We start from the raw sequence: 10000 nt of genomic DNA, 5'->3' as shown, positions 1-10000 counted from the left end.
GGGCTCACGTTAGACGGAGAACGACGACCCGCACCCGCAGGTGCTCTTGGCCTGCGGATTCTTGATGACGAATTGCGCGCCATCCAGGCCCTCCTGATAATCGATCTCGGCGCCCGCCAGGTACTGAAAGCTCATGGGGTCGACCAGCAAGGTGACGCCGCCCTTGTCGATGCGCGCATCATCCTCATTGGCGTTCTCGTCGAACGTGAACCCGTACTGGAAACCCGAGCAGCCGCCGCCCGAAACAAACACCCGCAACATCAAAGCCGGGTTGTTTTCCTCGGCAATCAGCTCTTTCACCTTTTGAGCGGCACTGTCGGTAAAATTCAAGGGGCTCGGCATCTCGGTGGCAACGGCTTCAGTCATGCTGATGAATCCTCGTAAATTCGCTGCCCCCCATTATCCGCGCGCCTGGGTGCGCGGTCAAACGGGCCTAGGATATGACCGGATCGGAGGCGCCAATGGCCTTCAGCTTTGGCGTCCCCTTCTCCGCCTCATGGATGAGTCCGCCATTGACTGTAGCGCCGAGGGCCATCTCCAGGCTCTTGTAGGTCATGTCGCCGGTAATCTCGGCCTTGGCCTGCAACTCCACGCATTCCGAGGAATGGACGTTGCCCTTGATCCTCCCGTTGATGATGAGATGCGGGACCTTGATATTGCCCGTCACCTCGCCGCGTTCACTCAGGATCAGGGTGCTCCCATCGCCCTGCGCGGTAATGTCCCCATGGACCTTGCCGTCGATACGCAAACCCCCAGAAAACACCAGGTTACCGGTGATCTGGGTCTGTTCGCCAATCAGCGTGTCTATCGTGTTGCAGGGCTTCTCGCCCGACTTCTTTCCCATCTTCTCCAGCATGATGCGTATCCTCATTCGTGGGGGCCTGGAGACGTCGGGTTCGGCCACGGATAACTGCGTGTGACGACCCGCCCGCCCGACACGACCCGGACCATGACTTTGTGCGGGATGACATGCGCGGGCACTTTCAAGGGCCCGCGGACCTCATCAAAATATTTAAAGTGTACATCGCGTGGCGTGTCAACAAGGCTTACGGCTGAGGCGCCCGACGGACGGCCCGTCCCTTGCCCCTGAACGGTGAGGCGCACGCGCGCATAGGTCCAGCGATTCGCGGCGAACGGCTGCACCAAGACCAGATCGTATCGCCAGCCCGACGATGCGCGGACCACCTGGAAATGGTCGATCTCCAGACCCTTCGCGGCCTTCGAGGCCGCCAGCACGGTCTCATAAAAACCGACGCGCTCCTTTAAATGCAGGCGCCTTGCATCGCTCTTCTTCAGTGCCGCAGACAGCGCGGCGTAGGCGACGTTTCCCGACTGCAGCAAACGCTTGCTTATGGCGAGCTGCGCAGAAAGCCTCTTGACCTCGTGCCGCAAACGGGCAATACGCGCGCGCGCCTGGGCCTCGTCATGGGCCGCGCGGCCGACGTCGAAGCCCGCCGCCGATTCGCCCCACCAGAACAACCCGGCCCCGCCCAGGACCGCCAAAGCGACACCCGCGGCGATCAGCCCGTAACGCACCACCGGCGAGACGCGCCGCCTTACCACGAGATTGCCGATATGGTTTACCACGACACCTCCACGGAAACTCGGGGGGAGTATAGCCGGTCGGCCGGATGCGACAACTCAGGGGAAGAGCGCGATCTCGTCTAGGCCCTCGGTCTCCGCAAAGCCGCACATCAGATTCAGGTTCTGCACCGCCTGGCCGCTCGCGCCCTTGGTGAGATTGTCGATGGCGCTCAGGACCACCACCTTGTCCGTACCCTTCGGTCTATGGACCGCGATACGACAGAGGTTGGTCCCACGCACGGTGCGCGTCTCCGGGTGTCCGCCAGCCGGCAGGACGTCCACGAAGGGCTCATCCCGGTAACGCGTCTCGTAGAGCGCCTGCACGTCGACCGAGGGATCCTTCAGGCGCGCATAGAGGGTCGCATGGATACCGCGGATCATGGGCACGAGGTGTGGCACGAACACGAACTCGACCGGTTGGCCGGCCATCTGCGCGAGCCCCTGGGCGATCTCCGGCTGATGACGGTGACCACCCACGGCATAGGCCTTCACCGACTCCGCAGCCTCGGCGAACAACATCGGCACATGCGCCCCGCGCCCGGCCCCGCTCGTACCCGACACCGCCGAGGCCATGAGCGATGACAGATCCACGAGACCGTTTTCGACAAGCGGCAGAAAACCGAGCTGCACAGCGGTCGGATAACATCCGGGATTGGCGACGAGCCGCGCCTTACGGATGGCGGCGCGATGGCGCTCCGGGAGGCCGTACACGGCCTCGGCCACGAGCCCCGGGCAAGCATGCTTCATGCCGTACCATTGCTCCCAGACGGCGATATCGCGAATCCGGAAGTCGGCAGCGATGTCGATCACGCGCACGCCTTCGGCGAGCAGCCGCGGGGCGTGGGTCATGGCGATGCCGTTGGGGGTCGCGCTCATCACCACATCGCAACCCGCAAAGACCCCCTCGCCCTCGGGATCGGTAAACGTGAGATCACACCGGCCGCGCAGACTCGGAAAGAGATCCGCCACATTGCGGCCGGCCTCGGCGCGCGAGGTGATGGCGCCTATGGTCACGCGCGGGTGACGGCTCAGGAGCCGCAAGAGCTCGGAACCCGTATAACCCGTGCCGCCGATTATCCCGACCTTGACCATGGAGAATCCCCTTTTCTGAGGTCGCCATTGTAGCAGAGCCCCTAAAAAAAACGGGGCCCGCAGGCCCCGTCCGTCGCATCTTGCAGGTACGACCTAGAACACCTTGCGCATGCCGATCGAGAACACGCTCTGGGTGCCGTTACTGGCACCGGCCGCGACCGCGGCTGCCGAGGATGCCCCGGTGATACGCGTGCGCCGGTAGCCGCCGTAGAGGCTAAAGCCCTTCTTGAAGTTGTAGAAGGTGCCGACCGCCACATAACTCACCTTGATGTCGGTGCCGACGAAGTATTTGTCGGTGGTGTCGCCCAATTGCAGCACCGGCGTCCAGTGGCCGGCGGCGCCATCGATCCCCAGGAAGTAGTCGCGGGTCGGATTGGCCTCACCGGAGGTCTGGAGGTTCTCCACCTGACCCATGACCGCCACCGGACCGAAGTTGTACTTCACGCCGAACTTGGTGTTGTTCTGCGCGACCCCAGAGGTAACGCCCCCGCCAGCGATCGGCTTGCCGCCTGCAGGGAACGCGTACGTCAAGCCGTTACCAACCGCGATCGGCGTGGCGTAAGGCTTAAACGTCTGATCGCCACCCGGGGCCGAGGCATGGTCACGGGCCACGAAGATACTCCAACCCAGGGCCTTCCACTGCACGGCGGCGGCGTAGTCGCCGTGCTGGGCGGTAAGCTCGCTTGCCGCATTGCTCCCATTCACGCCGGCATTCATCGGACTATAGGCGAAGGCCACATGGAAGCCGCTGAAATCCGGGGACTGGTAGAGGATGGAGTTCGACATGAAACCGTTCTGGCCGAACACGCCTCCGGACATACCGCCGTTGCCGCGCGCCTGCAGGTCCGTGGTGACGAAGGCATCCCACATGACACCACCCGTGTACTTGTAGGGGCTGGCGATATTACCGAGTTCAATGGAGCCAAAGGCGCCCTTCAGACCCACGTACTTCTCACCGGCGTTGCTAAGGGGCGCAAACGGCGAGGTATCGAAACCTCCCTGGCCCACGGTATTGACCTTCAGCATGTAATAGGCCATGCCGGTGAGCCCGTAACCCAGCTTCTGGTCGGCCTCGATCCACAGGCGACCACGGCCGTTATCGAGCATGTTCGTACCCTGGCTCTTCACCACGCCCTGGCTCGTGTCCTTCCAGTACCCGATCTCCCCTTGGGCCATGCCGCCGATCTTGACGCCGGCCACGGCGGCCATCGGGACCACTACCAAGACCGCGCTCACCGCGGCGGTCAATGCCTTGCACTTCATAATGGGAATTGCCTCCTCACCGAACAGGATATTTTCTTTTTGGTTAACCACTAGACGCTGCAACGTCTATCCTGGGGATGTATAGCAAGCGACCTTAGCAAAAGCAACACAGAAGCGCTTGCTTATATACGACACGACCATGGGGTGGTCTTATGACAGGCAAGCGGTCCGGCGGACACGCCGCGGACGTAGGCGCGTGCCTGGGGACAAAACCGGTCCATGCCGGTGGCGCGAGCGGGGGTCCAACCGGCCCCGCGGGCGATGAGGAGGGCGAGTCGTGAACATGGCGCCGGCACCTAAAGACCACGGCCCACACGCCGTCAGCCGTCTGTGGGCGTTTTTCGTACTCGGCATACTCATCACGACGCTCGCCTTCGTGGTCGCCACATGGCACGAACTCGCGCTCGCCACACGTCACCGCCTGGCCATCATGGCCACCGCCATCGGACGGGTGGAGCAGGCCTATCTCGAGGACACGGCCGACGGGATGCGCCGGCTGAATACCGTCTTGCGACGGACGCCCCGAGCCGAACGGGCCGCTGTGCTGCGCCGTTATGTGGCCGACCACCGGCACGACACCGATGCCGCCCTCATCGACGCCCATGATCGCATTCTCGCGGCGGCCCGACCGCTTGCGATCCCGCCGGCCATGCTCCATCACGCCCTCCCTTCGGTCACGACCCTGTGTCTGCGGCGCCATCGCTTATGCTTCTCGCCCCCCCTTACCACCGCGCAGGGATATCGGGTGTTGTTTGCGCGGCCATTCGTCGCGCACGAGACCCTGATCCTCGAGCGGCCGCTCTCCACCTGGCCGCGCCTGCGCACGCTCATCCAGAAGCTTCCGCCGCACTTCCACATCTTCATCGTGGATCGCGACGGCACCCTCGAATACAAAATCCCGGGTTCGGCGCACGCGCAGTACAGCCGTGTACGCCATGGCGCGCTCATGCGCGCCTTGAACAGGGCTATCCACCGGGATAGCGGGGCGTTTTCGGGACAAACGCAGACCGGTTGGCGCTTCGGGGCCTATCAGTCCGCGCGCTACGGCCTCGTGGCCGGCGTCAGCCTGCCCCTGAAGAACGTGATTCAGACCTTCGTGCACAGGCTCGGTGTGCCGCTCGCGCTGATATTCGTCCTGCTCGTGAGCGCGACCTTCTACTACCGGGCTTCGCGCCGGGAGATCGCGCACGCCGAGGCCGTCCAGGCGATGGCCGACAACCGCATCCGTGAAGAACGGCTGTTTGCCGAGCAACAGCGCGACTTCTACCTGGCGGTGAGCGAGCTGAATCAATTCATCGTGCGCCACCCCGACCCGGACCAGCTGTTCGCCGAGACCTGCCGGATCATCATCGCCTACACCGGCCTGCTGTTTGCCTGGATCGGCCGCGTCGAGGCCTCGGGGGATATACGGGTCGTGGCATTCAGCGAGAAGCGGCCGCTCGGTATCGACTGGTTTCGTTGCGTGTTCACCGCCGACCCGAATCGCCCGGAAGGTCTGGGCACCGCCGGACGGGCGGTGCGCAGCGGGCGCACCGAGATCACGGACGATCTCGCCCACGACAACCGTTTCACCCCGTGGCGCGCCATGCACGATCAGGCGGGTACGCAATCGGCGGCCGCCCTCCCGATTCGGACCAAGGGCGGGATCGTGGCGATACTCGCCCTCGGATCCGAACGGCTGAACCTGTTTGCGCCGCCGCTCGTGCGCCTCCTGGAGGGCCTGGTCCAGGACCTGGCATTCTCGCTCGAGGATACGGAGCGCGAGCAGCAGCTCATCCACCAGGCCCGCCACGACGCCCTGACAGGCCTCGACAACCGCGTGCTCTTTCGCCAGACACTCGAGGCCGCCCTGGCGCAGCCCCCACAACAGCGCAAGGGGCTGGCCGTCGCCATCCTGGACCTAGACGGGTTCAAGAGCATCAACGACCAGTTTGGCCATATCGTCGGCGATGAACTCCTGCGGCGGATAGCGGCACGCATCCGTGCCACCGTCCCCGCGGGTGCGACGGTTGCGCGGCTTGGGGGCGACGAGTTCGGACTGATCCTGTCCCCCGTCGACGAGCGGACCCAGGCGGTGTCCGCCATAGAGGCGATCCGCTGGGCGCTTGACAACCCCTTCGTGGCCGCCGGCTATGAGCAGCTGGCGATAGGGGCCAGCGTCGGCATCAGCCTGTCCCCTGGCGACGGCGATCAGGTGGATGACCTCATAAGGCGCGCCGATCTCGCCCTGTACGAGGCCAAGCGTCTTGGCAAGAACCTCTACCGCTTCTTTACGCCGGCCCTCGAGGAACGCCTGCTGAATCAGCATCGGCTGCAGCATGAATTCATCGCCGCCTTGCGCGAGCACATCCCGGTCTTGTATTTCCAGCCGCAAGTGGACATCGCCACCGGGCGTTTGCGCAGCCTCGAAGCGCTGCTCCGGTGGCCGCGTGCCGACGGCCAGATCTGGGCCCCGGGGGAATATTTTCCGGTGATCGAACAGGACGCCGATCTCATGCGCCGGCTGGATCTCTACGTACTGGATCAGGCAAGGGCGGCGATCCGCCATCTCACCGGCGAGGGGATACGCGTCCCGATCGCAGTCAACATCCATAGCCGCCACCTCTTGCATCCGGACTTCCTGAAGGATATCCAAACGGTCCTCAAAGAGGATCCCGGCATCGCGAGTAGCCTTGAGATCGAGATCACCGAGACCAGCGAACTCCCCGATCTCGCGCTCGCCGGTGAAATACTGGGCGAGTGCCACGCGCTGGGACTTGCCATTGCCCTCGACGACTTCGGCACCGGCTATGCCTCACTCAACTATCTCCAAAAACTGCCGTGCGACATCCTGAAGATCGACAAGAGCTTCGTGAGCGACATGGGTGAAGACCCACGCGACTTCGCGATCGTAAGCGGCATCCTGACCGCGGCGCGCGTCCTGCATCTGACCACCGTCGCCGAGGGGATAGAGCAGCCGGAACAAGGCCTGCTTCTGCACGATCTCGGCTGCCAGTACGGACAGGGTTACGCCATCAGCAAGCCCCTCCCCCTCGACGCCGTGGTCCACTGGGTGCATGGCTGGCGGGCCCCCGACCTGTGGAGGCGACGGCCGGCGACCGCCGACGCCGTGCCGTGGCTGGCACGCGCCGGCCATAAAAAGCGGCTAAAGAGCACGATCGAGACGTTGCGGCTTGCCCGCCCCCCGATCCCCGAGACCTCGCTGGCAACCGATTCCTGCCCGCTTCATAAGGCCCTGCAATCCCAGGCCTCTACGCCGCTTGGCGTGCTCCATGCCCGCATCCACCACCTCATGATGGAGTCCATGCGCGAGTACGCCAGTGGCGAGCAGGCCGGGGTTACGACCCTCATGCGGCTGCAGACCGCCGAAGAGGAGCTGGATACCCTCTTACTGCAGGCCATCACGGGATCGCGCCACACGGCAACCGGCCATTAGATCCCGATATCGTCGGCCGCAAGGTGACACCCCCGCCTTGCGAACCGCCATACCGGCGCCCGCCTCACTGTGGGCACAAGGCGCGATCGAAACGGCCACACCTAAGGACACGCCCGCCCGCTCTCACGAGGCATCGGAGCGTCACGGCCGGAGAGGCGATCACCCCATGCTTATGCCGGCTGCTGTCGCCACGGGCGTGGGCGTCTTGTGACTTTGAGATCAGCCACTATCGGGAAGGGCCGGTCGGCGGCTACCTGCGGCACGGTCACGAACATCTCCCTGGACGCGACAGCGGCTTATGCGCTACCACGGGGGGATCGTAGTCATGCTCACCCACGGTCCCACCGTGGGGCCACCGCCCCAGGTGGCCTGCCGATACAACAACGCGCCATCGTGATCGTCGATACCTGCCACTATCACCTCACGGATGTTCGCGCCTACCAGGCGCGCCGTTTCGCGATCGCCCCGCCCTCCCATCGTCCCTTCCCGCCCTCCGTCGTGCCCCACTCGCCCCGGCCCGCGCACCAGGGCTATGGGCCCATCCCCACCCCCGACAAGCGGTCGCCACTTTTGCACAAAGGATGTCGCGAGTAGCATGGCAGGCGCTGGTGCGCCGTCCGGGAACGCCACAACCGCCCGAAGAGGCCCCCCGGGTGCCATGAACGGCTGGGAGATGGCGGAATGAACCATGAGACCGACAGGGCAGAAACAACCTGCTGTGGACACGACGGGAAACATAAGGACTACCGGCCATGAAGACCGCATCCGCGCCGGCTGATGATTCGCTCATCCGCCAAGCGGCCTTCCACCATGTGCGACGGCTCCAGGACCTGCATGGCCACCTGACCGCCACCCAGATCCGCGAGGGCTTTGTATTCGGCGGGGATCGCATTGCGCTCGTCAACCCGCAGCGCGGCATCTTCAAGCCACGATCCATGCGATCCTGCCTGTCCATCCGAACGGTGTTTCCGAGAAGCGGCGCGCGCATCTGGTATGACGACCAGCGCGAGGCGCACCGCAAGATCTTTGCGGCCCATGAGACTGTGGATTACGCCTTCATGGGCCAGAACCCTGGGGCCGCCGAAAACCAGTGGCTGCGCGAGGCGTTCGCAGACCAGGTGCCGCTCATCTATTTTCTCGGATTCGCGCCCGGCCTCTATCAAGCGATCATTCCGGCGTTCATCGCCGACTGGGATGCGACGCGGCTTGCCGCGCGCATCGTCTTTGGGCTTCCCGATGCCGCGGGGCTATCCTTGCCCGCGACCGCACCCGAGCGTCGTTATGCCCTCGACATCATCAAAAGACGCCTCCACCAAAACACGTTCCGGGAGGCCGTCCTGACGGCCTATGCGGGGCGCTGCGCCTTATCCGGACTCCCCGAGACACGACTCCTGGACGCCGCCCACATCATAGCCGACGGCGATGTCGGCTATGGGCAGCCAGTCGTGTCCAACGGCATCCCGCTCTCCAAAATCCATCATGCTGCCTTCGATGCCCATCTGATCGGCATTGATCCCGACTACCGCTTGCACGTCTCCGAGAGACTACTGGCCCAGCGCGATGGACCCATGCTGGAGGCCCTGAAACGCCTGGACGGGGCGGCCATCCACCTGCCAGCGCGTGACCGCGATCACCCGGATCGTGAGCGGCTCGCGCGGCGATTCGAGGTTTTCCGAACCGCGCAGTGACGGCCTGCGGCCATGAACCCCTCACGCAGGATCCGGACCAGGTCCCGGCCCCGGATCGTTGCCGCCGGAGAATGCGCCCGCGAGCCTTGCGGGCCGCGCACGTGACCGAACGCCAACAGGGTCGGTGATTTTGGTCTCGGTGCGTCGTCGAAAGATGCGCAAGCCTCCACAGCCTTGCCCGATGGGCCCCGAGAGGGCCCGGGGACCGCACGGGCGTCGCCTGCAAACCTCTCGCAACGCCGCACCGTGAGCTGTTCATAGGCCCGCCTCACATCGCACGGGGTGGCGCTTGCGCGCATGATCGCCTCCAACGCCTCGAGGATTTCCGGTTGATGCCAGCATGGCATGGCTAGCACATGGCCATCCCACACACAGACGATGAAGTCCAGCGTGGCGCGCATCACATCGAGGGGTGGCGATTCGCCAAGCGGCGTCAGCAGCGGCTCACCGAATTGACATCCTCCCCGGCCTGACAGGCCATACGGCCTGCAATGAGGCCGGGGATTCTACGGCGCCAAGGGGCGGCATTGAGCCGCCCCTAAGTCGCTTCGGCGGGTTCCTGCTGCTGGCGGCATGACTGCACCGCTCACTTCACAGGCGATTCGGGCTGTGGTGTCCCACCCGGCGGAAGCGTCCGCCGTGTCCTGCCCTTCGTCCCGCAGCATGTGCATCCCGCGGGAAAGGATGTTGATCGCGCCGACGAGATCGGCGTTGTCCTCGAAACCGCACTCCACGCAGGCAAATCGGGCTTGCGTCTTGCGATTGTCGGCGCTGACGTGGCCACAGCACGGGCACGTCCGGGTGGTGTAGTGCGGCGGCACGGCGACGAGCCAGCCGCCGTTCCACGCCAGCTTGTAGTCCAGTTGGCGGCGGAACTCGAACCCGCCCTGGTCGAGGATGGACTTGTTCAGGCCGGACTTGGCCCGGACGTTTCTTC

At 64.5% G+C, this 10000-nt stretch carries 8 protein-coding genes; 2 read left to right on the top strand and 6 right to left on the bottom strand.

Going from position 1 to position 10000, the window contains the following annotated elements:
• Nucleotides 1–9: 9 nt before the first annotated feature.
• The 5 genes from erpA to ACYCTF_RS12465 form a co-directional block, all read right to left on the bottom strand.
• On the bottom strand, nucleotides 10–366 hold the full coding sequence (erpA, locus tag ACYCTF_RS12485) for an iron-sulfur cluster insertion protein ErpA (protein WP_065971708.1): 357 nt from the start codon (nucleotides 364–366) through the stop codon (nucleotides 10–12).
• Nucleotides 367–433: 67 nt separating this feature from the next.
• Nucleotides 434–856: a bactofilin family protein gene (locus tag ACYCTF_RS12480; protein ID WP_211306730.1), complete on the bottom strand. Its 423-nt coding sequence runs from the start codon at nucleotides 854–856 to the stop codon at nucleotides 434–436.
• Nucleotides 857–867: 11 nt separating this feature from the next.
• Nucleotides 868–1587 carry a DUF6776 family protein gene (locus ACYCTF_RS12475; protein WP_461284977.1) on the bottom strand — a complete coding sequence of 240 codons (720 nt, stop codon included), beginning with the start codon at nucleotides 1585–1587 and terminating at the stop codon, nucleotides 868–870.
• Between the two features lie 54 nt (nucleotides 1588–1641).
• Nucleotides 1642–2676, bottom strand: a complete 1035-nt coding sequence (gene argC, locus ACYCTF_RS12470; RefSeq protein ID WP_065971706.1) for an N-acetyl-gamma-glutamyl-phosphate reductase — start codon at nucleotides 2674–2676, stop codon at nucleotides 1642–1644.
• 93 nt (nucleotides 2677–2769) lie between these two features.
• On the bottom strand, nucleotides 2770–3939 hold the full coding sequence (locus ACYCTF_RS12465) for a porin (protein ID WP_461284976.1): 1170 nt from the start codon (nucleotides 3937–3939) through the stop codon (nucleotides 2770–2772).
• A gap of 283 nt (nucleotides 3940–4222) precedes the next feature.
• Between ACYCTF_RS12465 and ACYCTF_RS12460 the strand changes: the two genes are divergently transcribed.
• Both ACYCTF_RS12460 and ACYCTF_RS12455 read left to right on the top strand, forming a co-directional pair.
• On the top strand, nucleotides 4223–7375 hold the full coding sequence (locus tag ACYCTF_RS12460) for a putative bifunctional diguanylate cyclase/phosphodiesterase (protein WP_461284980.1): 3153 nt from the start codon (nucleotides 4223–4225) through the stop codon (nucleotides 7373–7375).
• A 752-nt stretch (nucleotides 7376–8127) separates the two neighbouring features.
• On the top strand, nucleotides 8128–9063 hold the full coding sequence (locus tag ACYCTF_RS12455) for an HNH endonuclease (protein ID WP_461284975.1): 936 nt from the start codon (nucleotides 8128–8130) through the stop codon (nucleotides 9061–9063).
• Between the two features lie 506 nt (nucleotides 9064–9569).
• Here ACYCTF_RS12455 and ACYCTF_RS12450 read toward each other — a convergent pair.
• On the bottom strand, nucleotides 9570–10000 hold a 431-nt coding region (locus ACYCTF_RS12450), incomplete at its 5' end, for an RNA-guided endonuclease InsQ/TnpB family protein (RefSeq protein WP_461284974.1).

The sequence above is a fragment of the Acidiferrobacter sp. genome (assembly GCF_054609335.1).
Note: the sequence above shows the minus strand (reverse complement) of the source record. Positions and strands in the feature narration are given on the sequence as shown.